General features: G+C 74.0%; 22 protein-coding genes. 5 read left to right on the top strand and 17 right to left on the bottom strand.

Features of this window, described 5'->3' with window-relative positions; translation table 11 throughout:
• Window positions 1-9: 9 nt before the first annotated feature.
• Window positions 10-684, bottom strand: a complete 675-nt coding sequence (locus Q7L73_RS25190) for a response regulator transcription factor (RefSeq protein WP_304694430.1) — start codon at window positions 682-684, stop codon at window positions 10-12.
• Window positions 681-1907 (bottom strand): sensor histidine kinase, encoded by a 1227-nt coding sequence (locus tag Q7L73_RS25185; protein WP_304694432.1) that lies wholly within the window; start codon window positions 1905-1907, stop codon window positions 681-683. The genes Q7L73_RS25190 and Q7L73_RS25185 overlap by 4 nt, the downstream gene beginning before the upstream one ends.
• Window positions 1908-2046: 139 nt before the next feature.
• On the opposite strand from Q7L73_RS25185, the gene Q7L73_RS25180 reads away from it, so the two are divergent.
• Window positions 2047-4251 carry an MMPL family transporter gene (locus tag Q7L73_RS25180; RefSeq protein WP_304694434.1) on the top strand — a complete coding sequence of 735 codons (2205 nt, stop codon included), beginning with the start codon at window positions 2047-2049 and terminating at the stop codon, window positions 4249-4251.
• On the opposite strand, the gene Q7L73_RS25175 is transcribed toward Q7L73_RS25180, so the two are convergent.
• Entirely contained in the window at window positions 4211-4873 is a 663-nt protein-coding gene (locus tag Q7L73_RS25175; RefSeq protein ID WP_304694436.1) for a hypothetical protein, read from the bottom strand. The two genes, Q7L73_RS25180 and Q7L73_RS25175, sit on opposite strands and share 41 nt — an antisense overlap.
• A complete protein-coding gene (locus Q7L73_RS25170) occupies window positions 4870-6402 on the bottom strand; it encodes a hypothetical protein (protein ID WP_304694438.1) in 1533 nt (510 codons plus the stop codon). Before Q7L73_RS25170 ends, Q7L73_RS25175 begins: the two co-directional genes overlap by 4 nt.
• Window positions 6403-6523: 121 nt before the next feature.
• Between Q7L73_RS25170 and Q7L73_RS25165 the strand changes: the two genes are divergently transcribed.
• Complete coding sequence (locus tag Q7L73_RS25165) at window positions 6524-7150, top strand: TetR/AcrR family transcriptional regulator (RefSeq protein WP_304694440.1); 627 nt, start codon at window positions 6524-6526, stop codon at window positions 7148-7150.
• Here the strand turns inward: Q7L73_RS25165 and Q7L73_RS25160 are convergent.
• Entirely contained in the window at window positions 7131-8537 is a 1407-nt protein-coding gene (locus Q7L73_RS25160; protein ID WP_304694442.1) for a glycoside hydrolase family 43 protein, read from the bottom strand. The two genes, Q7L73_RS25165 and Q7L73_RS25160, sit on opposite strands and share 20 nt — an antisense overlap.
• A gap of 172 nt (window positions 8538-8709) precedes the next feature.
• Here Q7L73_RS25160 and Q7L73_RS25155 point away from each other — a divergent pair, with 172 nt between their 5' ends.
• The 3 genes from Q7L73_RS25155 (at window position 8710) to Q7L73_RS25145 (ending at window position 12775) form a co-directional block, all read left to right on the top strand.
• Window positions 8710-10641, top strand: coding sequence for a protease pro-enzyme activation domain-containing protein (locus Q7L73_RS25155; protein ID WP_304694444.1), 1932 nt, complete (start codon window positions 8710-8712; stop codon window positions 10639-10641).
• 38 nt (window positions 10642-10679) lie between these two features.
• A complete protein-coding gene (locus tag Q7L73_RS25150; RefSeq protein ID WP_304694446.1) occupies window positions 10680-12089 on the top strand; it encodes an MFS transporter in 1410 nt (469 codons plus the stop codon).
• Window positions 12090-12166: 77 nt separating this feature from the next.
• Complete coding sequence (locus Q7L73_RS25145) at window positions 12167-12775, top strand: dihydrofolate reductase family protein (RefSeq protein ID WP_304694447.1); 609 nt, start codon at window positions 12167-12169, stop codon at window positions 12773-12775.
• Here Q7L73_RS25145 and Q7L73_RS25140 read toward each other — a convergent pair.
• From Q7L73_RS25140 to Q7L73_RS25085, 12 genes are all read right to left on the bottom strand, one after another.
• Window positions 12772-14214 carry an FAD-binding oxidoreductase gene (locus tag Q7L73_RS25140; protein ID WP_304694449.1) on the bottom strand — a complete coding sequence of 481 codons (1443 nt, stop codon included), beginning with the start codon at window positions 14212-14214 and terminating at the stop codon, window positions 12772-12774. The genes Q7L73_RS25145 and Q7L73_RS25140 overlap by 4 nt on opposite strands.
• A complete protein-coding gene (locus Q7L73_RS25135) occupies window positions 14211-15890 on the bottom strand; it encodes a hydantoinase B/oxoprolinase family protein (RefSeq protein WP_304694451.1) in 1680 nt (559 codons plus the stop codon). The genes Q7L73_RS25140 and Q7L73_RS25135 overlap by 4 nt, the downstream gene beginning before the upstream one ends.
• Complete coding sequence (locus tag Q7L73_RS25130; protein ID WP_304694453.1) at window positions 15887-17965, bottom strand: hydantoinase/oxoprolinase family protein; 2079 nt, start codon at window positions 17963-17965, stop codon at window positions 15887-15889. Before Q7L73_RS25130 ends, Q7L73_RS25135 begins: the two co-directional genes overlap by 4 nt.
• Window positions 17965-19005, bottom strand: a complete 1041-nt coding sequence (locus tag Q7L73_RS25125) for a substrate-binding domain-containing protein (RefSeq protein ID WP_304694455.1) — start codon at window positions 19003-19005, stop codon at window positions 17965-17967. The genes Q7L73_RS25130 and Q7L73_RS25125 overlap by 1 nt, the downstream gene beginning before the upstream one ends.
• Before the next feature lie 131 nt (window positions 19006-19136).
• Complete coding sequence (locus Q7L73_RS25120; RefSeq protein WP_304694456.1) at window positions 19137-19877, bottom strand: GntR family transcriptional regulator; 741 nt, start codon at window positions 19875-19877, stop codon at window positions 19137-19139.
• A 27-nt stretch (window positions 19878-19904) separates the two neighbouring features.
• Window positions 19905-20873: an ABC transporter substrate-binding protein gene (locus Q7L73_RS25115; protein WP_304715702.1), complete on the bottom strand. Its 969-nt coding sequence runs from the start codon at window positions 20871-20873 to the stop codon at window positions 19905-19907.
• A 77-nt stretch (window positions 20874-20950) separates the two neighbouring features.
• On the bottom strand, window positions 20951-22372 hold the full coding sequence (locus Q7L73_RS25110) for an amidase (RefSeq protein WP_304694461.1): 1422 nt from the start codon (window positions 22370-22372) through the stop codon (window positions 20951-20953).
• On the bottom strand, window positions 22369-23397 hold the full coding sequence (locus tag Q7L73_RS25105) for an ABC transporter permease (RefSeq protein ID WP_304694463.1): 1029 nt from the start codon (window positions 23395-23397) through the stop codon (window positions 22369-22371). Before Q7L73_RS25105 ends, Q7L73_RS25110 begins: the two co-directional genes overlap by 4 nt.
• The gene (locus tag Q7L73_RS25100) at window positions 23394-24173 is read right to left on the bottom strand and encodes an ATP-binding cassette domain-containing protein (protein ID WP_304694465.1); all 780 of its coding nucleotides are present in this window, start codon (window positions 24171-24173) and stop codon (window positions 23394-23396) included. The genes Q7L73_RS25105 and Q7L73_RS25100 overlap by 4 nt, the downstream gene beginning before the upstream one ends.
• Window positions 24170-24601 carry a secondary thiamine-phosphate synthase enzyme YjbQ gene (locus Q7L73_RS25095; protein ID WP_304694467.1) on the bottom strand — a complete coding sequence of 144 codons (432 nt, stop codon included), beginning with the start codon at window positions 24599-24601 and terminating at the stop codon, window positions 24170-24172. Before Q7L73_RS25095 ends, Q7L73_RS25100 begins: the two co-directional genes overlap by 4 nt.
• Window positions 24598-25452, bottom strand: coding sequence for an amidohydrolase family protein (locus Q7L73_RS25090; RefSeq protein ID WP_304694469.1), 855 nt, complete (start codon window positions 25450-25452; stop codon window positions 24598-24600). Before Q7L73_RS25090 ends, Q7L73_RS25095 begins: the two co-directional genes overlap by 4 nt.
• Window positions 25449-26495, bottom strand: a complete 1047-nt coding sequence (locus Q7L73_RS25085; protein ID WP_304694471.1) for a carbohydrate kinase family protein — start codon at window positions 26493-26495, stop codon at window positions 25449-25451. Before Q7L73_RS25085 ends, Q7L73_RS25090 begins: the two co-directional genes overlap by 4 nt.
• Between the last annotated feature and the right edge of the window lie 126 nt (window positions 26496-26621).

Here is a 26621-nt window from a genome sequence, read left to right as displayed (position 1 = left end):
GCGCCCGCGTCAGGCCGGCGCGCCGCCGCCCGGGGTGACGAGGCCGGCCTCGTAGGCGAGGATCACCGCCTGCACGCGGCTGCTGCAGCCGAGCTTCGCCAGCAGCCGCGAGACGTGGCTCTTGACCGTGCTCTCCTCGACCACGAGCGCGGCGGCGATCTCGGCGTTGCTGCGGCCGCGCGCGATCTGCAGCAGCACCTCCAGCTCGCGCGGGCTCAGCTCGTCCAGCTCGGCGGCGCGCTCGACCGCCGGCGAGACCTCCGCGAAGCGGGCGATCAGCCGCCGCGTCACCTCGGGCGCGATCAGGCCGTGGCCGGCGCCGACGGAGCGGATCGCGTCGATCAGCTGCCGCGGCGGCGCGTCCTTCAGCAGGAAGCCGGCGGCGCCGGCGCGCAGCGCGCCGAAGACGTAGTCGTCGAGGTCGAAGGTCGTCAGCACGAGCACGTCGACCGGGTCGGCGACTCCGGGGCCGGCGAGCAGGCGGGTCGCCTCGAGGCCGTCCATCCGCGGCATCCGCACGTCCATCAGCACGACGTCGGCGTCGCGTCTGCGCGCAAGCTCGACGGCGTGGGCGCCGTCCTCGGCCTCGCCCACGACGGTGAGGTCGTCTTCGTCCTCGAGGATCGTGCGCAGGCCGGAGCGGACGAGCGCCTGGTCGTCGGCGATCAGGATCCGCAACGTCATCGGCGCGCTCCCGGCAGCCGCGCGGCGACCAGCCAGCCGCCGCCCGGCGCCGGCCCGGCGGCGAGGCTGCCGCCGAGCTGGTCGGCGCGGGCGCGCATCCCGCCGATGCCGCTGCCGCCCGCGCGCGAGGCCTCCGCACGATCGTCGCCGTGCGCGCCCGCCGCGCGGGAAGCGCCGTCGCCGCGCCCGTCGTCGCGCACCTCCACCCGCAGGCCGCCGCCGGCCGCCTCGGCGACCGTCACGACCGCCGCCGCCGGGCCGGCGTGCTTGACGACGTTCGCGAGCGACTCCTGCACGATCCGGTACGCCGACGCCTGCACCGCCGGCGGCAGCGCCGCGCCCGCCCCGTCGGGGCGCCGCAGCGTCACGCGCACCTCCGGCGTCGTCACCGCCCGCACCAGCTCGGGCAGGTCGTCGAGCGTCGGCTGCGGCCGCAGCTCGGCCCGCTCTGCGCCGGAGCGCATCACGCCGACCGCCTCGCGCGTCTCGCCGAGCGCGCGGCTGGCGACCTCCTCGATCTGCTCGAAGGCCGCTCTCGCCGCCGCCGGGTCGCGCGGCGCCAGCCGCTGGCCGGCGCGCGCCTGCAGCGTCACCGCCGCGAGCGCATGACCGACGATGTCGTGCAGCTCGCGCGCGATCCGCATGCGGTCCTGCGTCACCGCCTCGCGCTTCTCGACGTCGCGCAGCCGCTCCAGCCGGCGGTTGCGCTCGGCCAGCTCCGCGAGCGCCTCGCGGTGGCCGCGCAGCACGTCGCCGGTGATCAGCGCGAGCACGATCACGGCGACGTTGAAGGCCGTGTTCTCCGACGAGACCGCGTCGCCCGGCGGCGGGAAGACGAGCAGCATGAAGACGATCGTCGCGGCGCCGACGACGCTGCCGACGACCGTCGTCGTGCGGCCGCGGTAGTAGGCGGCGGAGACGAGCGCGAGCACGAGCCCGAAGGCGGCGGCACCGGTCGAGTAGCCGAGCAGGCCGGCGGCGACGGCGGCGGCCGCGACCGTCAGCAGCACCGTCAGCGGCCGCTCGCGCCGCCATGCGAGCGGCAGCGTCATCAGCGCCAGCAGCGGGATCCGCGGCCAGGTGACGCCGGGCGCGACGCTGATCTCGCGGTCGACCTCGGTCAGCAGCGCCGTTGCGATCGCGGCGACGAAGATCAGCAGCGCGAGCGCCGCGTCGGTCTGACGCGGGCGGGCGGCGGCGAGCTGACGCAGACGACCGATCACGCACAGCAGCCTAGGCGCCCGCGGCGGCCGTCCGTTCCTCCGAAAGGATGAACGCGGTTCCTCCCCGCCGCCGATGGCATGACGGCACGGGCGGCGGACGATCGGTAGCGCTCCGATCCACCCGTGAGGAAGGTCCACCATGCTGCAGCGTCTCGGCGACTGGGTCGCCCACCACCCCTGGCGGGTCGTGCTCGTCTGGGCCGTCATCGCCCTGCCGCTGACGATCGTCGGCGGCGAGAAGCTGACCGGCCAGGTGACCGACGACCAGGCCAGCTTCCTGCCGGCCAGCTCCGACTCCGCCCGCGCGACCCGGCTCGCGCGCGACGCCTTCGGCCACGTCGAGGGCGTCACGCCGGTCAGCGGGCTCGTCGAGCGCGCCGACGGCGGCGCGCTGACGGCGGCCGACCAGGCGCGCGTCGCCGCGGTCGCGCGCAGGCTGCCCGCGTGGAGACCGGACTGGACGCCGATCGAGCGCGACGCCGAGCTGATCCTCGGCCTCAGCGACGCCCAGCGCGCGACGCGCGTCGTCTCCGCGACGCCCGGCGCGCGCGCCGACGGCGGGCGGATCGAGCTGCTGGAGGTCGGCTTCCACGGCAACGCGACCGACTCGGTCGTGCAGGACGCCTTCGCGCAGCTGCGCGCGCACGCCCAGCGCGAGCTGCGCGCCGACGGGCTGCGCGTCGGCTTCACCGGCGGCGTCGCGACGGAGCTGGACACGGCGAGAGCGACGGAGACGCTCGGGATGGTCGAGGGCGTTCTGTTGATGGGCGCGATCGTCGTGCTCAACCTGATCTTCTTCCGCGGCCTGCTGGCGGCGCTCGTGCCGCTGCTGGCGGTCTCGCTCGTCGGCGGCGGCGCGGTCGGCCTGATCGGCGTCGGCGCCTGGCTGCTCGACGTCAAGGTCGATCCCGGCACGCCGTCGCTGATCCCGGCGGTGCTGATCGGCATCGGCGTCGACTACTTCCTCTTCCTGATCTTCCGCGTGCGTGAGCGGCTGCGCGCGGGTGATGCGCGCAAGCCGGCGGCGGCCGCCGCGGCGCGCAGCGTCGGCGAGGTGATCGCCTCCGCCGCGCTCGCCGTGATCGCCGCCTTCGCGACGCTCGCGCTGGCGCAGTTCGGCCAGTTCCAGGTGCTCGGCCCGGCGATCGCGATCTCCGTCGCGGTGATGCTGCTCGCCGGCCTGACGCTGATGCCGGCGCTGCTGGCGATCTGCGGGCGCGGGCTGTTCTGGCCCTCGAAGGCGTGGCTGGCGCCGCGCGAGGACGGCTTCGCGGCGCGGCTCGGCGAGCGGATCGCCGCGCGCCCCGGCGCGGTCGCGCTCGGCTGCGTCGCCGTGCTCGGCGCCTGCGCCGCGGTCGCGCTCACGACGAAGAACAGCTACGACCTCGGCAGCGGCCCCGACGACACGCCGGCCGCGCGCGTCGAGCAGCGGATCTCGACCGCGCTCTCCGACGGCGCGACCGACCCGCAGACGGTGCTCGTGAAGGCCGCGCCCGGCGAGCCGCTGACCGCCGCCGAGCTGGCGCCGCTGCAGGCGCGGCTGAGAACGGTGCCCGGCGTCGCCTCCGTCGGCGCGCCGCAGCTGTCACGCGACGGCGGTGCGGCGCAGCTCGCGGTCGTGCTGCGCGACAGCTCGACGAGCGAGGCGGCGATGGCGACCGTGCGCGGGCCGCTGCGGACGGCGGCGCACGAGGCGGCGCCGCCCGGCACGACGGCGCTCGTCGGCGGCAACGCGGCCGTCTTCGCCGACGTCGGCGACTCGATCGACCACGACCTGAAGCTGATCTTCCCGGTCGCCGCCGCGCTGATCGCGCTGATCCTCGTCGTGCTGCTGCGCAGCGTCGTCGCGCCGCTCTACCTGCTCGCCGCGGTGGCGCTGGAGTTCGCCGCGACGCTGGGGCTGGTGACGCTCGTCTTCCAGCACGGCGCCGGCCGGCCCGGGGTCGTCTTCACGATGCCGCTGGTGCTGTTCCTGTTCGTCGTCGCGCTCGGCACCGACTACAACATCCTGATGTCGGCGCGGCTGCGCGAGGAGCTGCGCGCCGGCCGCTCGCCGCGCGACGCGGTCGCCCACGCGGTGCGCCACGCCGCGCCCGCGATCGGCGCCGCCGGCCTGATCCTCGCCGCCTCCTTCGGCACGCTCGCGATCGACCCGGCGGCGGCGACGAAGCAGATGGGCTTCGCGATGGCGCTCGGGATCCTGATCGCCGCCTTCGTCGTCTCGACGCTGCTGGTGCCGGCGCTGACCGCGCTCGCCGGCCGGGCCGCCTTCTGGCCCGGCCTCGGCGGGCGCGGCAGCCGCCTCAGAGCCAGCCGGCGAGCGCGAGTGCCAGCAGGACGATGAGGTCGACCGCGGCCAGCGCCCCGACGATGCGGAGCTGGCCGCGGTGGTCGCTGCCCATGTCGAAGACCTTCGCCGCGATCCCGAAGAAGGTCATGTAGCCGAACAGGATTATCAGCGGGACGCACGGCCAGTTCCACCACCAGTAGTGCCAGTGGAAGGAGCCGGTTCTGACCAGCAGCACCTCGACCGCGACGCAGACGCAGGAGAAGACGAAGACGAACAGGAGGCGGTTGGGGACGCCGAGGATCCGCAGCGTGCGGTCCTGCGGCAGCTGCTTGACGAAGGCGACGCCGGCGACGAGGAAGAGGAAGCTGATCTCGATGTTGAGGCCGATCAGGATCAGGAAGCTCGTGTCACCGGTGACGGTCCACAGCGCTGAGGTGCCGCTGAGGTGCAGCACCGCTGAATTGACCATCTCGTTGAAGCCGTCCATCAGCCAGAAGGCGAGCCCGGCGAGCACGATGTCCCAGCGCCGCCGCTCGACCTCGACGGTGTAGACGTAGACGACGAGCGCCAGCAGCGCGACCGTCGACCACTGGAAGGTCGAGCCGTCGCGCAGGATCGACTCGGCCTCGCGCGTCGCCTCGGTGACGGCCGCCAGCGGTGCGGCGAGCGCGCTCATCGCGTCAGCCTCCAATCGAGCGCGCCGCCGTCGCCGATCGTCAGCTCGCGCGTCGTCGCCGTCACGCTCACCTTCGTGTAGCGGCCGTGCAGCGGGCCGCGCAGGAGCGCGCGCAGCGCCGGCGGCAGCGTCGCGGCGCGGGCGCGCACGGCCGGCGGGACCTCGATCGTCCCGTACAGCGCGCGCGGGTCGGCGTCGAGGCCGCGGGCGCGGGCGACCTGGCGCAGCGCGTCGACGCTGTGGAGGCGCAGGGCGACGGTCGCGCGGCCGGCGGCGACGGTCAGCCGCGCGGGCGTGCAGTGGACGTTGAAGTCCGCGACGGTGACGCGCCGCAGCACGTCAGGCGCGCCGCTGAAGCGGACGTCCTCGGCGCGCGGCGCGAGGCCGCTGCGGGAGCTGTCGCGCTGCGGGTTGTCGAGCACGCGGCCCTGCAGCGGGCGCCCGCCGGCATGGAATCTCCACGCCCGCGCGGAGCGCGCCAGCAGCCGCTTCTCCCAGTAGCCGGTGCGCGCGCCGCGCCGGCCCTCGACGCGCAGGATCGCGTCACGCGCGCCGACGCCGCTCTTCTCGATGCCGATCGCGCTCGTGATCGTGCCCGGCACCTTCGGCTGGCGGACCCACGCCGGCGCCGGCAGCTCGATCGGCGCGACGCCGTCGACCGGCGCGGTCCGCGCGTAGACGTATCTGAGGAAGACCTCGTCGTGGCCGGCGAGATCGAAGTCGTAGAGGCGCGTGAAGAGGTCGCCGTGGGCGCCGATCACGAAGATCTGCGAGCCGCTGGCGGACAGGTTCACCGCGCGGAAGCGCGAGCGGTACGGGCCGCACATCTCGTAGCTGTCGTCGTCGGGCAGCCACGGGTCCATGAACGTCATCCGCCGGCCGCCGTCGCGCAGCGCCCAGATGTGCGAGACCTTGCGCTCGCCGACCGGATGCCTGGTGCCGCCGACGTCGGTCCAGGTCCTGTCCTCGGCCGGCGACAGCACCGACCACGACCAGGCCACGACCCGGCCGGGCAGCCTGCGCCCCGGTCCCGTCCACAGCGGCGGGCCCCAGCGCTTGGACCAGTTGAAGAGGTCGGGGCCCTTGAGCGCGTTGTCGAGCGTGAAGACGCGGCGGTCGCGGTCGATCGCGATCAGCTCGTCGTCGTCGGCGGAGATCGACGCGACGCGGCCGGCGAAGCAGCCGGGCAGCGGCAGCGCACGCCAGTCGGCGGTGGCGGGCGCGGCGCTGCCGGCGCGCTCGGCGACGTACAGCTGTCCACCGCGTGTGGCGAACTGGTAGCGCTGGTTGAAGCTCTCGGTCGCGCCGCGCAGGTCGACGCGCGCCGGCAGCAGCCCGGCCGGCGCCGCCGGCCACTGGCGCAGCGAGCCGGCCGCGGGGATCTGCGCCCACGGGACGGCGTCGATCGCGTTGACGGTGCCGCCGGCGAGCGCGTCGCAGCTCGGCGGCTCGGCGGCGCGCGCGGCGCCGGGGACGACGGCGAGCGCGAGCGCGGCGAGGGCGGTGGCAAGCGGCGTGACGGTGCGCATGCGCCGCACCGTACGCCGCCCGCGAGGATTCTGTCAAGAGGTCTTTCCAGAATCTCCGGGCGACGACCCGCGCGCTCGCAGAGGCCGGCTCGCGGGAGCGGGCCGTAGACTCCGCCGGGCGATGGCGACCGGGCAGCGATACGGCGGCCGCAGCGCCGAGGAGCGGCGGGCGGAGCGGCGCGAGCGGCTGCTCGCCGCCGGACTGGAGCTGTTCGGCACGCGCGGCTACGGCAACGTCTCGATCGAGTCGCTGTGCGCCGCGACGAGACTCAACCCGCGCTACTTCTACGAGAGCTTCGCGACCCGCGAGGAGCTGCTGCGAGCCGTCTACGACCGCCACATGGAGCTGCTCGCGACGGCGGTCGCGGCGGCGCTGGAGGATGCGCCCGCGGACCCGCGCGGCCGTGTCGAGACCGGCCTGCGCGCCTTCGTCGAGACGCAGCTCGCGAACGCGCGCGGCGCGCGCGTCACCTACCTGGAGATCGTCGGCGTCAGCCTCGACCTCGAACGCCACCGCCGTGCCGCGCTGCGCGGCTTCGCGCAGCTGATCGAGCGCGAGGCCGATCTGCTCGCCGGCAGCGGCGCGCTGCCGCAGCGCGACCACGCGCTGACGGCGATGGCGCTCGGCGGCGCCGTCGACGGCCTGCTGACCGACTGCTTCACGAGCGACGACCCGCCAGCCACCGAGGCGATCGTGACGACGCTCGTCGACCTCTTCGTCGCGGCCTTCACCGCGCCGGCCGCGTAGGCGCGCGCTCCAGCCGCAGCTGGTCGAGCGTCACCGTGCGCGCGCCGCCGCCGAGCCGCGGGCGCAGCACCGCGACACCGCGCCGCAGACGGACGACGCCCAGCCGGCGGACGGCGACGCGCCCGCCTGCCACGCCCGCACCACCGTCGTCGCCCCGACCCCCGTCGACCCAGCGCAACGTCGCGCTGAAGCGCCCGCCGCGCGCGATCCGCACCCGCAGCGGCGGCGTGACGCCAGCCCGCCCGCGCAGCCGCACCGCCACGCCCGCGTAGCCGACGAGGCGCCGGTCCTCGACGCGGCGCCCGCCTGCGCCGGCCGGCAGCGCGTCCTCGACCTGCACGGCGACCGTGCCGTCGCCGCTCGGGGCGTCGAGATCGCTCGAGAGCGCGGCGGGCGTTCCGAGGCGCGGGGTGCCGTCGGCGTTCCAGCCGATCCGCTGCGCGCGCGTGGTGCGCAGGCCGCCGGTGAAGCAGCCGGCGTCGGTCTCGGTCGCGTGGTAGACCATCCAGCTCTCGCGGCCGTCGGGCGAGCTGAAGAAGGAGCCGTGGCCGGGGCCGAAGACGCCCGCGCCGGCATCCGCGGCGAAGATCGGCTGCGGCCGCTTCGCGCTCGCCCACGTCGCCGGGTCGAGCAGGTTCGCGCGCACCGGCACGCTCAGCAGCCCGAGCGCATAGGCGCCGGTCCCGCACCAGCTGGCCGAGTAGACGACGTTGAGCGTGCCGTCGTGCAGCAGCACCTCCGGCCCCTCCTCGATCGCGAACGCGACCCGCTCCCACGGCAGCTCCGGCCGCGAGATCTCCAGCGGAGGGCCGGCGACCGTCCACGGGTTCGACAGCGGCGCGAGCCACAGCGACGCGGGCGCGAAGCCGGCGCCGCCCGAGTAGAGCAGCCACCAGCGCCCGCCGATGCGCGCGACCGTGCCGTCGATCGCGTACGCCTGCGGCAGCGCCAGCCTCCCCTTCATCCGGTACGGCCCGGCCGGGTCGTCGCCCGCGCTCTCCAGCACGTGGAGCGCGTGCGTCGCGGGTCCGGCGCCGTCCGGTCCGGCGGCGGCGTAGTAGAGATACCAGCGGCTGCCGGCGCGGTGGATCTCCGGCGCCCACAGCTGGCAGCAGCGCTCGCGCGGCTCGCTCGCCCCGGCCCGCGGCCACAGCCTGCGCGGGCGCGCGTCGGCGAGGGCGGCGAGCGTCGCGGCGCTGCGCAGCTCGATCTCGTCGCTGCTCGTGTACGTCAGCCAGTAGCGGCCCCTGGCGCGGAAGATCCACGGGTCGGGGCTGTCCTCGCCGTCGGCCGCCTGCGGCAGCACGGGGTTGCGGAACGAGGTCGCGGCGGCAGGCGCGGGAACGACCGCGCAGCAGGCGAGCGCGAGCAGCAGGAGACGGCGCATGACGCGCACCGTACGGCGGCACGGCCAATTCTGTCAAGACTTCTTGCCAGAGTGCCAATGCTCACCAAAGCTCCCGATACCGGCGCGGTGAGCCGACAATCGCGCCAAGACTGCGGCAAACCGCTGACATCGGCGGTTCAGATCGAGGGCAGTTCGTTCGATCAACTCGGACATGGCACGAGCACGCTCCAACCCCCGCAACGGCGCCCCGCGCCGCCCTGTTCGCCCCGGAGACCGCATGATCCGCAAGACGCTCCCGTTCCTCGCCGCTGCCACCGCGCTCGCCGCACCGGCCGCCGCCGACGCCGCCAGCGCCGACGCGACCGCCGCCAGAAGCCGCGCGATCCCGCAGCAGGTCGAGATCCTGCTGCAGTATCGCGAGCGGCCGGCGCTGCACGCCTTCGTCCGCTCCGTCACCGACCCGGCCTCGCCGCGCTACCGCAGATACCTGACAGTCGAGCGGATCGCCGCCAGATACGGCGCCGGCAGACGCGAGCGCACCGCCGTCGCCGCGTGGGCGCGCGCCGCCGGCCTCAGCGCCGAGACCGGGCCGTCGGGGACGTTCGCGATCGTCAGCGGCCCCGCGGCCGCCGTGCGCACGGCCGTCGGCACGCAGGCGCTCGCCGCCGCGGCCGGCCCGCGCGACGCCGCGCTGCCGGTCCCGCAGGCGCTGCGCGGCACCGTCACGGGCGCCGCGCTGCTGGAGCCGCGGGCGCCGCGCGGCCGCTCCTCCAACGCGCCGACGCCTGAGCAGGCGACGCCGCAGAACCCGTACGTGCTGCCCGCCAGAGAGGCGCAGGCGATCCTCACCAGATACTTCGGCAGCGCCAGAGTCCACAGCGGCAGAGCGGCCGGCTGCGCCGCCGGCGTCGGCGCCAACACGCCGCTCGCGCTCAACACCGAGCGCACCGAGATCATCCAGCTGAACGGCTTCACGCCGAACCAGTACGGCGCCGCCTACGGCTTCGACGCGCTCCACAAGCGCGGCCTGCGCGGAGAGAGAATGCGCGTCGCGCTGATGGAGACCGACGGCTTCAAGCGCAGCGACATCGAGACGTTCGCGAGCTGCTTCGGCTCGAAGGTGCCGCCGATCTCGCAGACGCCGATCGACATGAAGAGAATGCCGGCGCCGGGCGACGAGACGACGCTCGACCTGTCGGTGCTGGTCGGCCTCGCGCCGCGGCTCGGCGCGATCGACATCTACGCCTCGCCGTCCGACGAGGCGTCGCTGCTGAAGTCGGCGGTCGCGGCGCTGCGCGCGGGCAGACCGAAGCCGGACGTGATCTCGATCTCGCTCGGCATCTGCGAGCCGCTCGTCGGCGGCAACGTCGTCAGCGTGCGCGCGATGAGCGACGTCTTCGCGGTCGCGGCCGGCGCCGGCATCGGCGTCTTCGCCTCCTCCGGCGACCAGGGCGAGGCCGGCTGCTCCAGCGACGGCGCGCCGACGTTCGTCCCAGCCGTCTCGCTGCCCGCGGCGCTGCCGTACGTGACCGCCGTCGGCGGCACCAACGTGACGCTCGACGCGGCCAACAAGATCACGAACGAGGTCGTCTGGAACGACACCCCGCTCGGCGGCGTCACCGGTGGCGGCGGCGGTCTCTCGGTGATGATCGACCGCCCCTGGTACCAGCAGCCGCTCGGCCGCACGACCAGCGGCCCGCGCGGGATCACGCGCGTCGTGCCGGACGTCGCCGCGCTCGCCGACGAGCTGCCCGGCTACGCGCTCTACTGCACCGCGCCCGGCAGAGACGTCTGCCAGGGCGGCTGGATGACGGTCGGCGGCACCAGCGCCGCCGCGCCGCTGACCGCCGTCGGCTCGCTGCTGATGACGCAGGAGGCGCGCCGCCACGGGCAGCAGCCGGTCGGCTTCCTCAACCCGCTGCTGTACTCGCTCGCGACGAGCGGGAAGCGCGCGAGCGTCCTGCGCGACGTCGTGACCGGGAACAACGACGTCAACGTCGCGGTCCCGAGAGATGCCGGCGGCGGCTCGCCGGCCGGCGTCTACTCCGCCAAGAGAGGCTACGACCCGGCCAGCGGCTGGGGCTCGCTGAAGCTGTCGGCCTTCTCCAGAGCGGCGCTGAAGGCGGGCGCGAGACGCAGATGACCCGTTGACGGGACCGGGGCGTAGGGCACAGTGAGAGCGTGTCCGAGCAAGCGCCCCATCCCGACCGCTGGAAGGCGCTCGCCGTCTGTCTCGTCGCGGGCTTCATGACGCTGCTCGACGTCTCGATCGTCAACGTCGCGCTGCCGAGCGTCCAGTCGGGCCTCGGCGCCAACGACAACGAGCTGCAGTGGATCGTCTCCGGCTACGCGCTGACGCTCGGGCTGCTGCTGGTGCCGGCCGGCCGCCTCGGCGACGCGCGCGGCCGGCGGCCGGTCTTCATGACCGGCGTCGCGCTGTTCGTGCTCGCGAGCGTCGCCTGCGGGCTGGCGCCGTCGGCGATCGCGCTCGTGATCGCGCGGCTGCTGCAGGGCTTCGCCGGCGGCCTCATCACGCCGCAGGTCAGCGGCACGATCCAGGACCTCTTCCGCGGCGAGGAGCGCGGCAAGGCGTTCGGCTGGTTCGGCACCGTCGTCGGCATCTCGACCGCGGTCGGCCCGCTGCTCGGCGGCGCGCTGATCGCGCTGTTCGGCAGCGGCGAGGGCTGGCGCGCGGTCTTCTTCGTCAACGTCCCGGTCGGCCTGCTCGCGCTTGTGCTCGCGCGCCGCTACCTGCCGGCGCCGCCGCCGCGCGAGGAGTGCGGGCGCGCGTCGCTGGACCCGGTCGGCGTCGTGCTGCTCGGCGCCGCCGTCGTCTGCCTGCTGGTGCCGTTCGTCGAGCAGCGCTCGTGGCATTCCCCGCTGCGGCCGGCGCTGTTCGGCGTCGCTGCCGTGCTGCTGCTCGTGTGGGTCTGGCACGAGCGCCGCTACGGCCGCACGCGCGAGCCGGTCGTCAGCCTCGACCTCTTCCAGATCCGCTCCTACGTGCTCGGGACCGGCGTCGGCGTGCTCTACTTCGCCGGCTTCACCGCGACCTTCTTCATCCTCACCCAGTACCTCCAGATCGGCCTCGGCTACCCGGCCTGGAAGGCCGGCCTGGCGGCGACGCCGTTCGCCGTCGGCGGCGCGCTGACCGCCGCGCTCGGCAGCCGGCACGTCTTGAGACGCGGCCGCTCGCTGGTCGCGTTCGGGCTGGCGCTCGTGATCGCCGGGATCGCCGGGGTGTGGCTCGCGGTCGAGGCCCATCCCGGCCACGAGGTCGGGCTGTGGACGGCGCTGCCGCTGCTGCTCGCCGGCCTCGGCGGCGGGCTGGTGATCTCGCCCAACCAGACGCTGACGCTGAACGAGGTGCCGGTGCGGCGCGCGGGCAGCGCCGGCGGCTTCCTGCAGACCGGCCAGCGGATCGGCTCGGCGGCCGGGATCGCCGTCACCGGCAGCATCTTCTACGGCGCGCTCGGCGACGACGGCGACTTCGCCGCCGCCTTCCGCCACGGCCTCGTCAGCATCGCGGCGTTCGTCGCGGCAGCGCTGGCGCTGGCGCTGGCCGACGCGCTCACGCGCGCACGGAGCTGAGCGGCCGCGATGAGTTCGGCGGGCCGCCGCCGTCTTGGCATCGACACCGACGCGGAACGCGAGCGAGGAGCGACACCATGGGAACCATCACCGTCACCGAGTTCATCAGCATCGACGGCGTGATCGAGTCGCCGGGCGGCGAGCCGGGCTACGCCCACGCCGGCTGGACCTTCGCCTTCACGGACGAGAACGGCAGACCGTGGTTCGAGGACCCGAGAGCGGGCGCCTTCAAGAGCGACGAGCTGGAGGCGGCCGAGGCGCAGCTGATCGGCCGCACGACCTACGAGAGCTTCGCCTCCGCCTGGCCCGAGCGCGAGGGCCCCGACGACGAGGGCGGCTTCGCGAAGAAGATGAACGAGATGCCGAAGTACGTCGTCTCCTCGACGCTGAGAGATCCGGAGTGGAACAACACGACGGTCGTCGGCGGCGACGTCGCCGCCGCGGTCGCCGAGATCAAGGCCAGACACGACGGCTCGATCCTCGTCGCCGGCAGCCGCACGCTCGCGCGCGAGCTGCTGCGCCGCGACCTCGTCGACGAGCTGCGGCTGATGGTCTTCCCGGTCGTGCTCGGCTCCGGCCGCCGCCTCTTCCCGGAGGACGCGCCGCACGCGCGCACGCTGTCGCTGATCGACTGCGACGTGCTGTCCTCCGGGATGCTGCTGCAGCGCTGGGGCAGACGGGCCTAGCGTCGCCGGTCGGGCCCGCGCGGGACGAGGCCGGCGAGCGCGCGAACGACGCGATGCGGCTCGCGCGCGGCGAGCTGCGCGCGGCCGACGCGCACGACCGCGCCGCGCACGAGCTGCGCGCCGAGCCAGCGCAGCGGCTCCGGCGGCAGCCGCCGCGCGACCGGCGCGTCGACGAGGGCGCTGCGGCTCCACTCGTCGTCGAGTCCGAGCGCGAGGCTCGCCAGCACGTCTCCGCCGACGGCCGCCTGCACGATCCCGGTGCCGCTCCAGCCGAGTCCGACGAGCACGTCGCCGCGTGCGTCGAGGCGGCCGAGCAGCGGCAGGCCCGAGGTCGTGCGGTCGACCGGGCCGGCCCAGTGGCGCTCCAGCGGGACGTCGGCGAGCGTCGGGTAGAGCCGCCGCAGCTCGCTCGCCGCATCCGCCGCCCACCGCTCCGAGTCGGCGAAGCCCGCGCCGAGGCGGGACCCGAGCGCGACGCTGCCGCCGCCGCGACCGAGCACGAAGCGCAGGTCGCGCGTGGTGCCGTAGTAGAGGACGCGGTCCTGCGAGTCGTGGATGCGGAGGTCGGGGCCGAGGCCGAGCGCGGCCAGCCGCTCGGGGACCGGCGCCGTCGCGACGACCTGGGAGGAGACGACGTAGAGCCGCTGCCGCAGGCGCGCGTCAGCGATCGCCCACGCGTTCGTCGCGAGCACGACCCTGCGGGCGCGGAGGCGGCCGTGCGGCGTCACGACGATCGCGCCGGCACCCGCGGGAGCGTCGGCCGCGGAGGTGCCGGAGCCGCCGCGTTCGAGCGCGACCATCGCGGTGCCCTCGTGCAGCCGCACGCCGAGCGCCAGCGCGCGCTCGCGCAGGCCGCGCGCGAGCTTGCCGGGATGGACCGCCGCGGCCGGGCGCTCGAGCACGCCGGCGAGGTGGGCGCGCGAGCCGGTGCGCGCCCACAGCTCCTCCTGCGTCAGCCGCTGGAAGACCTGCTCACCGCCGTTGCGCTCGACGTGCGCGACCGTCTCCTCCCAGGCGCCGACCTGGGCCGGTGTCGTCGCGGTCCAGTGGAGACCGCTGCGAGCGAAGTCGCACGACAGCTCGCCGCTCGCGTCGAGCGCGCCGATCTCCTCCAGGGCCGCGTCGGCGGCGCGCACCAGCCGCAGCGCCTCCTCGGCGCCGCACAGCTCGGTCAGGATCGACAGCTGGCGCCACCAGCCGTGCGCCTGGCCGCCGTTGCGGCCGGAGGCGCCGGCGCCGCACTGCTCGCGCTCGATCACGACGACGTCGGCGGCCGGATCGCGCTGCTTGATCCGGATCGCCGTCCACAGGCCGACGTAGCCGCCGCCGACGATCGCGACGTCGGCATCCGCGTCGCCGCGCAGCGGCGGGGCAGGCGCCGAGACCGGCGCCTGCGCCCGCCACAGCACCCGCTCGGCGGCGATCGCCCCGTCGCTCATGCCGAGAGCCCGTAGTCGTCGGCGGCAGCGGAGGGCGAGACGAGCCCGCGCCGCACGTCGTCGGCGACGGCCTCATGCGGTCGCGCGCGCGGGTCGCCGATGCCGCCTCCGCCGCCGGCGCGCATCGAGACGACGTCGCCGGGCCGGCCGCTGAACTCGGTCTTGCCCTCCATCACCTCTTCGACGCCGTCACGGATCCGCACCAGCCCGCCGACCGCGCCGGGCGCGCCGCCGTCGAGCCCCGGCGGCGCGAAGCGCGGATCGCCCTGCTCCGCCTCGACGATGAAGAAGACCTCCTCGTCGCCGAGGATGCGGTAGTCGGCGCGGATCCCGAGCCCGCCGCGGCGCAGCCCGGCGCCGCCGGAGTCCTGCCGCAGCTGGTAGCGCTCGACCCGCAGCGCGTAGTTCATCTCGACCGTCTCGGCCGGCACGATCGCGCAGTTGGCGCCGTGCACGTCGAGCGCGTCGGCGCCATCGCGGACGGCGTTGGCGCCGGCCCCGCCGGCGACCTGCGCCAGCAGCACCGCGCGGTCGCCGGTCTTCGGCGACTGCGTCTCGCAGATCAGCGCCGGCCAGCCGACGTACCAGCCGGCCGAGCCGCGCTCCGGCAGCGCCTGCACGAGCGCGCGCGTGAGCACGTCGTTGAGCCGCTGCGAGGTGTGATGGCGGTCGCTCGTCGCGGCCGGGAACCTCGGATTGAAGAGGTTCCCGTGCGGCACCGTCAGCGTGACCGGCTCGAGGCAGCCCTCGTTGAACGGGACGTCGGCCGGCATCAGGCAGCGGACCGCGTAGTGGACGTCGGAGAGCGTCGTCGACAACGGGCAGTTCATCCCGCTCGACCGCTGCGCGGCGCTGCCCGACAGGTCGATCGCGATCCGCTCGCCGGCGATCGTCGCGCGGACGTGGATCCGCACCGGCTCGCCGCGCGTGACGCCGTCGTCGTCGAGGAAGCCCTCCGCCTCGTAGACGCCGTCGGGCATCGCCGCGATCTCCTGCCGCGTGCGACGAGCGGCATGCGCGATCAGCCCTTCGACGACCTCCGTCAGCGCGCCTGAGCCGTACTTCTCGACGATCCGCAGCAGGCCGCGCTCGCCCGTGCGGGCGGCGGCGATCTGCGCGCGCAGGTCGCCGAGGTTGAGCGCCGGGTTGCGGACGTTGGCGGCGATCGTGTCGTAGAGCGACCTGTTCGGCCGACCGCCCTCCTCCAGCTTCACGGAGGGATACATGACGCCCTCTTCGAAGACCGACAGGTTCGAGTGCGAGCAGGTGCCCGGCAGCCGCCCGCCCCAGTCGGAGTGGTGCGCGACGGTGCCCGCGAAGGCGATCAACGCGTCGCCGTGGAAGACCGGCACGAAGACGTTGATGTCGGAGGTGTGGACGCCGCCCTGATACGGGTGGTTGGACATCAGCACGTCGCCCGCGGCGAACTCGTCGCCCCACTTGTCGATCGCCGCCCGCAGCGCCGGCCCCATCGACGCCAGCAGCGTCGGCAGGTCGAGTGCGGTCGCCAGCAGGCGCCCGCGCGCGTCGAACAGCGCGCACGAGTAGTCGAGCATGTCCTTCACCGCGACCGTCATCGCGGTGCGGTGCAGCGACGTGCGCATCTCCTCCGCGACCGTGTCGAGCGCGTGACGGACGACCTCGGTCGTGAAGGCGTCGGCAGCGGTCGCGGTCATCGCGGCTCCTCTCCGTAGGACAGCAGCAGGTTGGCATCGGCATCGACCGCGAAGGCGGCGCCGGGCGGGACGATCGTCGTCGCCTCGCGCTCCTCGACGACGGCCGGGCCGGCGGCCTGCTGGCCGGGGCGCAGCGCGCCGCGCTCGTAGACGGCGAGGTCGGTCCAGCCGCTCTCGTGGAACCACGCTCTGCGCGTGCTCGCCGGCTCCGGCGCGCTGCCCGCCCCTTCCGCGACGACCTCCGCCCCGGCCGGCGCCGCGCTCGCGCGCGGCAGGCGGCCGACGGCGGCGACGGCGAGCGCGACCAGCTCGGTGCGGTCGGCCGGGTTGCTGTGGCCGAACTCGCGGTCATGCGCGGCGTGGAAGCCGGCGGCGAGCAGCTTCAGCAGCTCGGCGTCGATCGCGCGGCCGGCCGGCAGCGGCACCTCGACCGCGTTGTCCTGCCACGCGTAGCGGACGCGCGCGCTGCGCTCGAAAGCGATCTCCGAGAGCGGCCCGTCGCCCGCGCGCAGACGCGCGGCGGCACGCTCCTCCAGCGCTTTGAAAGCCGCCTCCAGCACGCGCTCGTCGACCGCGTCGAGCGCCTGCTCGACCGCCTGCGAGAGATCCTGCCGCAGATCGGCGCTGACGAGCCCGTAGGCGGAGAAGGCGCCGGTCGCGCGCGGCACGACGACGGCGGAGACGTCGGTCAGCCGCGCGACGCCGGCCGCGTGCATCCCGCCGGCGCCGCCGTAGGCGACGAGCACGAAGTCGCGCGGGTCGTAGCCGCGGTTGACCGACACGACGCGGACGCCGCGCGCCATCACCGCGTCGGCGACGTCGAGGATCCCCGCGGCCGCCGCGACGACGTCGACGCCGAGCGGCGTCGCGACGTGCTGCTCGATCGCCGCGCGCGCCGCCTCGACGTCGAGCGTCATCTCGCCGCCGAGGAAGCGGTCGGGCGCGAGCCGGCCGAGCACGAGCTGGGCGTCGGTCGTCGTCGGACGGGTCCCGCCGCGGCCGTAACAAGCCGGCCCCGGCTGCGCGCCCGACGACTCCGGGCCGACGTGCACGCCGCCGCCGGCGTCGACGGAGGCGAGCGAGCCGCCGCCGGCGCCGATCGTGTGGATGCCGACCTGCGGCACCTTCACCGGCCGGCCCTCGAAGCTCGACTCCCGCTCCAGCCGCGGTCTGCCGTCGGCGATCAGGCAGATGTCGGTCGAGGTGCCGCCCATGTCGAACGTGATCTGGTTGCGATAGGCCGGCGTGCGCGCCAGCCGTGCCGCCGCGATCACGCCGCCGGCCGGTCCCGAGAGGATCATCCGGTGGGCGTTGGCGGCGGCCTCGTCGGCCGTCATCACCCCGCCGGAGGACTGCATCACGTTCAGCGGCGCGGTCACCCGCTCGTCGGCGAGGCCGGCGCGCATCTCGGCCAGGTAGCCGGCGACGAGCGGCTGCAGCGCCGCCGCGATCGCCGTCGTGGAGGCGCGTGCGTACTCCTTGATCTCCGGGCAGACATCGCTGCTGAGCGTGACCGCGACGTGCGGCAGCCGCTCGCGCAGCGCGGCGCCGAGCCGGCGCTCGTGCTCCGGCTCCATGAAGCTGAACAGCAGGCAGACGGCGACCGCTGCGACGTCGAGCGCCGCGACGGCTTCCACCACCCGCTCGATCTCCTGCTCGGAGAGCGGGCGCACGATCCCGCCCGCGCGGTCGACGCGCTCGCCCGCCTCGACGACGAGGTCGCGCGCGATCAGCGGCGCCGGCTTGCCGACGGTCAGGTCGAACGGGTCGGCGCGGCGCTGGTCGCCGATCTCGAGCACGTCGCGGAAGCCCTCCGTCACCACCAGCGCGGTGCGCGGCAGCTTGTGCTCCAGCAGCGCGTTGGTGGCGACGGTCGACCCGTGCGTGAACATCGCCAGCCCCGCGACGTCCACCCCGTGGACGTCGCGCAGCTTGCGGATCCCTGCCAGGACGCCGTCGCCGGGGCGCGACGGCGTCGAGCTGACCTTGTCGACGAGCGTGCGACCCGTCGCGTCGTCGTAGAGGACGACGTCGGTGAAGGTGCCGCCGACGTCGATCCCGAGCAGCGTCCCCATCAGCACTTCTCGACGAGCGTCGCCGCTCTCACCTCGGCGGAGTCGACGTTCTCCTCGGTGATCGTGATCGGGTCGATCGAGACCTCCTTCTGCGGCTCGCCGCCCTCCAGCGCGGCGGCGACGTTCTGGATCGCCGCGACGCCGACCTCGCGCGGCGGAGTCGCCACTATCGCCTGCATCTGGCCGTCCTTCAGCGCCTCGATCTCCTTGTCCCACGAGTCGTAGCCGACGAGCAGCACTCTGCCGACGGCGTTCTGCGCCTTGAGGCCGTTGATCGCGCCGATCGCGCCGTAGCCCTGGGTGCTGAAGATGCCTCTGAGGTCGCTGTTCTTGGCGAGCGTGGCGGTCACGATCGAGGCGACTCTGACGGGGTCGTTCTCGCCGTACTCCTGGCTGACGACGTCGAGGCCCAGCTCCTCGGCGCGTTCCATGAAGCCCTTGCCGCGCGCGTCGGTCGAGGAGACGCCCGGCTTGTTGTTGACGAGCAGCACCTTCGCGCCTCTGCCGAGTCTGTCGGCGAGGAACTCGGCCGCGGCAGCGCCGCCGGCCTCGTTGTTGCCGAAGATCTCGGAGCTGACGATGTCGGCCTGCTTGAGCCGCTGGTCGACGGTGACGATCTTCGCGCCGCCGTCGGCGATCTGCTTGATCGGCGCGAACATCGCGGTGTCGTCGGCGGGCGCCACGATCAGCGCGTCGGGGCTGGTCGCACTGACCGAGTTGAGCGTCTGCGTCTGCGCCGGCGCCTCGAATCTCTCGGGTGCCTGCGTCGTCACCTCGAGGCCCAGTCTCTGCGCCTCGGTCTCGATCCCGCACTGGACCGTGATGTAGAAGATGTCGCCCGCCGCGGCGGGGACGTACGCGACCTTCTTGCCGGCGGCGCTGCCGGCAGCGGTGGTTCCGGTCGCACCGCTCGCGGCGGTGCTCGTCGAGCTCGAGTCCGAATCGGAGTCCGAGCCGCAGGCGGCGAACGCGAGACAGCTCGCGGCGACGCCAAGGACGGCCAGCGGCTTGGTGCTGATGCCGCGACGCGCAATTCCCATCATTACCTCCGTGAGTGAACCGATCGTGCATCGACGTCACCTCTCTCCCCAGGAGGTCGGACGCCAGACGTCTAACAAGTTACTTCGAGCGGTGACGAAGTCAAGGTCTTTCGACCCGACTTCGCTGCCGCTCAGTCCGCCCGGCGGCGGACGACGTGGAAGCTGAAGACGTCGCCGCGGTGGAAGTCGCGCGAGAACAGCACGACCGCCCCGCCGACGTCGAAGCAGCGCTCCGAGGTCAGCAGCCAGGCGCCCGAGGCGGCCGGCTCACCGACCGTCTCCCTCCACGGCTCCTCCAGCGGCACCGCCTGGATCCGCGCCGCCGACGAGACCGGCGCCGCGCCCCGCTCCGACAGCCACGCGTGCAGCGAGCCGGAGAAGTCGTGGTCGCCGACGTCGTCCTCGCCGAGCAGGTCGGCGCGGAACGCGTTGATCGACAGCACCAGCGGCTGCCTGCCGTTCATGCGCAGGCGCGCCAGGCGCACGACGTCGTCGCCGACCTCGATCCCGAGCGCCTGCGCCTCTTCCTCGTCGGCGCCGGCGCGCTCCGCCAGCAGCAGCCTCGTCTTCGGCGCGAAGCCGAGCGCGCGCAGCATCTCCGTGACGCCCTCGAAGCGCGTGATCGGCCGGTTGACGCCGAGGTCGGCGACCGCCGAGACGAAGCGGCCGCGCCCGTGCTGCACGTCGACCAGCCCGTCCTGCTCGATCAGCTTCAGCGACTCGCGGATCGTCCCGCGCGCGACGCCGAAGCGCGCGACCAGTTCGTTCTCGGACGGAAGCCGGTCGCCCGGCTCCATCTCCTCGATCAGCTCGCGCAGCGCGTCACGCAACTGAACAACGACCGATCGTCTGTCGCGCGTCTCGATGCTCATGTTGGACATCTTACGTCCATGGGCGCCTCAGCACTCGCGCTTGTCCATCGCCGCTCTCGCCTCCGGCGAGTCGATGTTGTCACGCGTGATCGTCGTCGAGCCGGTGCCGATTCTCGCCTCGACGGCTCTGCCCTCGAGCGCGTTGACCGCCTGCTCGACACCGAGCCGGCCGATCTCCGCCGACTGCTGCGCGATCAGCGCCTGCACGAGGTTCTGTCTGAGCTGGTCGACCTGCACCGGGCCGGCGTCGAAGCCGACGATTCTGACCTGGTCCTGGGCGTCGGCCTCGCGCAGGCCGGTCGCCGCGCCCTCGGAGGCGAACGAGTTGGTCGCGAACACGCCCTTGAGGTCGGGGTCGCGCGCCAGCGCCGCCTTGACGATCGAGGCCGCCTTCTCCGGCTTGTTGTCGCTGTACTCGGTGCCGACCAGCTCCAGGCCCAGCTCCTCGGCTCCCTCTCTGAAGCCCTGGCCGCGCAGGTCGTCGGTCGAGACGCCCGCTCTGAATCCGAGCAGCAGCACCTTGCCGCTGCCACCGATCAGATCGGCGAGCGCTCTTGCCGCCTCCTTGCCGCCGGCGCGGTTGTCGGTCGCGATCTGCGAGACGGCGACGTCGGAGTTCTCCAGCGTCGTGTCGACGAGGACGATCTTCGAGCCGGCGTCGGCGATCTGCTTGATCGGCGCGTAGAGCGCCGACTGGTCGGTCGGCGCGATCAGCAGCGCGTCGGGCTTGGCGGCCGCGACGGCGTTGACGATCGGCGTCTGCTTGGAAGGGTCGAACTCGTCCGGCGACTGGACGTCGAGCTGAACGCCGAGCCTGTCGGCCTCTCTCTGCGCCCCGCACGCCATCGTGATGTAGAACTCGTCGCCCTTCACGCCCGTCACGAGCGTGATCTTCTTGCCGCTCGCCGAGCCGTCTCCGCCGTTCGCGGACGTGCCGCTCGAGCTGTCGTCGCTGCTGCCGCAGCCGGCGACCGCGAAGGTCGCCGCGGCCGCCATCAGCGCCACCGATGCGCGGCCCACCACGTGCCGTCGCGTGCGTGACTGGTGCACCATCTCCGTCCCTTTCGATTCGATCAGCGAACGCCGCGGCGGCTCTCCTCCAGGGCCGCCGCCGCGCGCAGGACAACGGGCTCGTCATGGCGTGCGCCGACGAGCTGCAGTCCGAGTGGAAGTCCGTCGGCGGTGGCGCCCCAGGGGAGCGTCAGCGCCGGTTGCTGCGTCAGGTTGAACGGCCACGTGAAGGGGGTCCACGCGGGCCAGCCGGCAGCCGCCGGCCAGCCGCCGGGCATGTCCTGCCCGGCCGCGAACGGCGGCACCGCCAGCGCCGGCGTCAGCAGCAGGTCCCACTGCTCGTGGAAGAGGCCCATCGCCGCGCCGAGCCGCATCCGCTCCAGCTCCGCGCGCGCGAGCGCGACCGCGTCCCGCTCGCGGCCGCGCTCGATCGTCGCCCGCAGCCCGTCCTGCAGCTCTTCGTTCCACGCCGCCGGCAGGTCGGCCGCGATCGCCGCCATCGACGTCTCCCACAAGCGCGCGAACAGCTCGCGCGGGTCGCCGAGCGGCGGGTCGACCTGCTCGACGTGGGCGCCCAGCTCCCCGAGCGCGGCGGCCGCCTCCAGCAGCGGCGCGATCGCCTCGGGCGCGACGCCGTCGGCGAAGCCGAGCGTCGTGGAGACCGCGATCCGCAGCCCGGCGACGCCGCCGCCGAGCTGCTCGCGATACGGCCGCGGCAGAGCGGGCAGGCTCGCCGCCTCGCGCGGGTCGCGCTCCGCCAGCACGTCGAGCAGCAGCGCCGCGTCGGCGACGGTCCGCGCGATCGGCCCGGTGTGGCCGAGCATGCCGACGCCGGACGGCGGCCACTGCGCGACGCGGCCGAAGGTCGGCTTGATCCCGACCAGGCCGCAGCAGGCGGCCGGGATGCGGACCGAGCCGCCGCCGTCGGTGCCGGTCGCGAGCGGCAGGCAGCCGGCCGCGACCGCCGCCGCGCTGCCGCCCGAGGAGCCGCCGGCGGTGCGCGAGAGGTCGTGCGGGTTGCGCGTCGGCGCGCGGCCGGGGCCGTCGGTGACGCCCTTCCAGCCGAGCTGCGGCACGGTCGTGCGACCGCTCAGGACGGCACCGTGGCGGCGCAGCGCGGCCACCACGGAGCCGTCCTCCTGCGGATGGGCGCGCTCGTCGTCGGCCTGGAAGCCGAGCCGGTTGGGCGCGTCGGCCTGCGGGTCGACGTCCTTGACCGCGACCGGCACGCCCTCGAGCAGACCGCGCGGCTCACCGGTCGCCCAGCGCCGCTCGCTCGTGCGCGCGGCCGCCAGCACCGCCTCCTCGTCGAGGAAGCTGAAGGCGTGCAGCTCGCCGTCGGTCGCCGCGATCCGCGCGAGCGTCTCGCGCGCGACCTCGACCGGCGACTGCTCGCGCGCCGCGAAGCGCGCCAGCAGCTCGCCCGCCGTCGGCGGCGCCTGCGGCGGCAGCAGCCGCCGCGTGCTGTCGGCCGCTGCGCTCATCGGTTGCGGCTGCGCCGCAGCTGGTCGAGGTAGACGGCCGCGATCAGCACCGCGCCGACCGCGATCTGCTGCCAGAACGGCTGCACGCCGGTGATCACGAAGCCGTTCTGCAGCACCGCCGGGATGAAGACGCCGAAGACCGTTCCGAGGATCGAGCCGATGCCGCCGAAGAGGCTCGTGCCGCCGATCACGACAGCCGTGATCGACTGCAGGTTGTCGGTCGAGTGGCCGCCGATCGTCGTCGTGCCGAAGCGTGCCAGCGACAGCCAGCCGGCCAGGCCCGCGAGCGTGCCCGCGACCATGTAGACCTTGATCAGGTGGCGGTCGACGCCGATGCCGGCGCGCCGCGCCGCCTCGGCGTTGGAGCCGACGGCGTAGGTGAAGCGGCCGAAGCGCGTCTTCGCCAGCAGCACCCCGAACAGCGCCGCGACGACCAGTGCGATCACGACCAGCCACGGGACCTCGCCGAAGAGGCGGCCGGTGCCGACGGTGTCGATCAGGTCGTAGGGGATCTCGCGCTCGTCGATGCCGCCGGTGATCACGAGCGCGGCGCCGAGCGCCATCCCGAAGGTGCCGAGCGTGACGATCAGCGGCGTGATGTTCGCCTTCGCGATCAGGAAGCCGTTGACCCAGCCCCAGACGCCGCCGAAGAACAGCGCCGAGATCAGGCCGACGACGATCGTGCCGGTGCCGTCGCCGCCGACCCAGTCCATCGCCTTGGCCGACATCACCCCCGCGAAGACGAGCACCGAGCCGACCGACAGGTCGATGCCGGCGGTGATGATGACGAACGTCTGCCCGGTCGCCAGCACCAGCAGGATCGCGGCGTCGGTCGAGATGTTGCGGGCGTTCGCGATCGAGACGAAGCTGCTCGGCTCGACGATCGCGAAGGCAGCGATCAGGCCGACGAGGATCAGGCCGATCCAGATGCTGGAGCCGCCGACGAGCTTCGCCCACCACGGCTGCTGCTGCGCGCCGTCGAGGTCGTCGTCGGGCGCGGCGATCGACTCGGCGGGCGCGCTCATGCGTGGTTCTCCTTGTGCTCGATCGCGCCCGTCATCGCGCCCACGATCTCCTCCATCGTCACGTTGCCGCGCTCGAAGCGGGCGACCCGGCGGCCGAGGCGCAGGACCTCGACGCGGTCGGCGACCTCGAGCACCTCGGGCATGTTGTGGCTGATCAGGACGACCGCGATGCCGCGCTCGCGGACGCGCAGGATCAGGTCCAGCACGTTGCGCGTCTGCACGACGCCGAGCGCGGCCGTCGGCTCGTCCATGAAGACGACGCGGTCGGCCCACATGACCGCCCGCGCGACCGCGACGCCCTGGCGCTGGCCGCCGGACATCGCCGCGACGGCGGCGTTCGTGTCCTGGATGCGGACGCCGAGGTCGTGGAACGATCTGTCGCCCGCGCGCTTCATCGCCTTGTCGTCGATGAAGCCGAGCTTGCCGAGCAGCCCTCTGCGCATCAGCTCGCGGCCGAGGTAGAGGTTGGCTGCGGGCGGCAGCTCGGCCGCGAGCGCGAGGTCCTGGTAGACGACCTCGATGCCGTGCGCGCGAGCGTCGACCGGCGAGTTGAAGTCGACGGGCTCGCCGTCGACGAGCAGCTGCCCCTCGTCGGGGCTGTGGACGCCGGCGAGCGTCTTCACAAGCGTGCTCTTGCCGGCGCCGTTGTCGCCGACGAGCGCGACGACCTCGCCGGGGAAGACGGTGAAGTTCGCGCCGCGCAGCGCGCGCACGCGGCCGAAGCTCTTGACGACGCCGCGCGCCTCCAGCAGCGGTGTGCGCTCGCCGGCGGTCATGCGGCCATCACCTGGACGATCGCCTCGCGGTAGAGCGGGCCGTCGAGCTCGACGAAGTAGATCGTCTGGCGGCCGCCCATCACCAGCTCGCCGTCGGCGATCGGGAAGAGGCACTGGAAGCCGAGCAGCGCGCCGCGCAGGTGCGAGGGCGCGTTGACGGCCATCTGCCCGTCCGAGTGGAGAAAGCGCGCGTGGCGGTAGTTTCTCTCCGCCGGCGCCAGCTCCTCGAGCAGCTCGACGATGTCGTCCTCGAGGTCGGGCAGCCCCTCGTTGACGGTGATCGCCGTCGTCGTGTGGAGCGTCATCACGAGCGCCTGGCCGTTCTGCGCGCCGCTCTCGCGGACCATCTCCTTCACGCGCTCGGTGATGTCGATCACCTGCGTGTCGCCGGTCGTCTGGACGCCGAAGCGGATCACCTGGGATCTCATGCGACCGCGACCTCCAGTCTCAGCAGCCGGGCTGCGTTGTCGTTGAAGATCTTGCGCTCCAGCGCCGGCCGCAGGCCGAGTCTGCGGACGCCGTCGGCAACCCGCTTGGGGTCGACGCGCGGGTAGTCGGAGCCGAACACGACCTGCGCGTGGAGGCTGCGGTCGAGCAGGTCGAGGCCGACGCGGTCGAGCGCGTGTCGGAGCGACTCCGGCGGGGTGCCGCTGTACAGGATCGACGTCTCGAGATGGACGTTGCGGTGCTTGACCGCGAGCGCGACCGCCTCCTCGATCCACGGCCAGGCGAAGTGCGAGATCACGATCTGCAGCTCCGGGAAGGCGTGGATCGCCGGCTCCAGCGCGAGCGGCCGCGCCAGCTCCGCGCGTCCCTTCGGGGCCCAGCTCAGGCCGCAGTCGATCAGCAGCGGGATCCCCAGCTCCTGCGCCGCCTGGTAGACGGGGAAGGCGGTGTCGGGATCGGCGACGTCGAACTGCTGCAGCGCCGGGTCGAGCTTGAGGCCCTTGAGACCGTACTCGCTGACGGCGTGCTCCAGCCTCTGGGGCGCGCCGGGGTCGCGCGGGTCGACCGAGGCGAAGCCGATCGCCTTGTCGGTCAGCTCCATCAGGCGGGCGATCTGCGCGTTGGAGACGACCGTCATGCCGTGCGCGGTGGTGCAGTCGAGCGGGACGGCGACGGCCTTGTCGGCGCCGGCCTCCTCGATGTGCAGCTCGTAGGTCCGCAGCGGCTGCGGGGACATCCAGAGGCCGAAGACGTCCTGGACGGCGCGCGTCAGCGTCGGGTCGTCGTCGAACAGGTCGGCGACCTGGACAGGGTGGGTGTGGAAGTCGATCACTGGCGTTGCCCGCCTCTTGGGGCTGTGGGTCGGGGGGAAAGGGGTGGCAGCGCGACGCCCAGCTCGGCGGCCGCGGCGTGCGCCTCGGAGGGCGTCGCGTGACGGTCGCTCGCGCGCGAGACGTGGATGCCGGCGGCCGCGCTGCCGAAGGCGAGCGCCGGTTCGAGCGCCCATCCGGACAGATGGGCGAAGAGGAAGGCGGCGTCGAAGGCGTCGCCGGCGCCGACCGCGTCGACGACGTCGACCGTGGTCGCGCTCGTCGTCGCGACGTGCTCGCCGTCGACGGCGACGCTGCCGTCGGCGCCGCACTTGACGACGACGAGCGACGGGCCGTCCTGCTGCAGCGCGCGAGCGGCCGCGAGCGGGTCCGTCTCGCCGCTGATGACCGACGCCTCGTCGAGGTTGGGCAGGAAGACGTCCACGTGCTGCAGCGCGGCGCGCACGCCGGCGACCGTCTCGGCGCTCCAGCCGTCCGGGTCCCAGCCGGTGTCGAGCACCGTGTGGCGGCCCTCCTGCTGGGCGCGCGCCAGGATCCGCCCGGCCGCGTCCGGGTCGAGGCCGGGAAGCGAGAAGAGGCCGACGAGGCAGACGACCGGATTGGCGCGGGCGGTCTGCCACTGTCGCTCGACCAGCGCCTCGTCCATCTCCCCGAGCGAGGCGAAGTGCGAGACGAAGGCGCGCTCGCCGTCGGGTCGCACGAGCCCGACGGTGATGCCGGTGGCGGTTCCCGGTCTGACCTCGACGCCGGCCGTGCCGATGCCGGCCGCCTGCAGCTCGGCGAGGATCCCGCGGCCCTCCGCGTCGTCGCCGACGTTGGCGATCGCGTCGACCCGCAGGCCCATCTTCGCGAGCCCGAGGCCGACGTAGCCGCCCTGCCCGGAGGTGACGGTCGTGTGGCTGCTGCCGGCGATCTCCTGCCCCCACACCGGCAGCGTCTCGACGCCGCGGATGATCAGGTCGAGGTTGAGGTTGCCGACCAGGCAGATGCCGGGCAGACCGCCGCCTTCAGGGACGGGCTCGTTCTCAGGATTGGATGCGATCATCGCGTCACGCCGTCTCTCTCCACTGCGCCAACTTGTAGGACGTCTGACGGAGCAGGCTAGCTCAGTAGTCGATCCGCCGGTAGTAGCGGCGGGTGGTGAGCGGGTGGTCGCGCAGGACCTCGAGGT

It is taken from the genome of Conexibacter sp. CPCC 205762 (assembly GCF_030646155.1).
In the GTDB taxonomy this organism is placed as follows: Bacteria; Actinomycetota; Thermoleophilia; order Solirubrobacterales; family Solirubrobacteraceae; genus Conexibacter.
This window is presented reverse-complemented; position numbering and strand designations above follow the sequence as displayed.